Genomic DNA, 501 nt, shown 5'->3' with positions numbered 1-501 from the left:
CCTGCCGTATCGGTGAGGATGTAGTTGGAATTGCCAAAGAGCATATCACCGGGAACGGGAAATGATACCCCGCTTATACGTACGAGCTCTCCCGGATGGTTTCCCATTTCCGCCAGGCTGATCTCCACGGGCTCTATAGGATTATTTGCAGGCCCATGTCCCGTCACCAGGGTTACCGGACTTATCTGTACCTGGTTATTAAAGGCACTCCGTGTTCCCGTGAGTGTTATGGAATCGCCTATTTGAAAAGTCCCGTCGCCATGTACGGACTGGTCAAACACCGCTATCCCTCCGGTAGCATCCTGAATATATGCCGAACCTGCGAACTGATCGGACACGGTGAGCACTCCGGAAATTGTTATGGTAGTCCCGTCTGCCACACTTCGGGCTTCAGCTATTGAAACAGGTTCCGTAGGTTCTGCAGTTCCTCCGTTAGCAGTTCCGGGGGTAGGTAACGCGGGAATATAAGCAGAGGTATTCCGGGCACCTCCGGAACCGTCG

At 53.3% G+C, this 501-nt stretch carries 1 pseudogene; it reads right to left on the bottom strand.

The window, feature by feature from the left end:
- A pseudogene (locus ED312_RS23995) lies at positions 1 to 501 on the bottom strand (endonuclease); the annotation flags it as partial.

It is taken from the genome of Sinomicrobium pectinilyticum (assembly GCF_003725735.1).
GTDB lineage: Bacteria > Bacteroidota > Bacteroidia > Flavobacteriales > Flavobacteriaceae > Sinomicrobium > Sinomicrobium pectinilyticum.
This window is presented reverse-complemented; position numbering and strand designations above follow the sequence as displayed.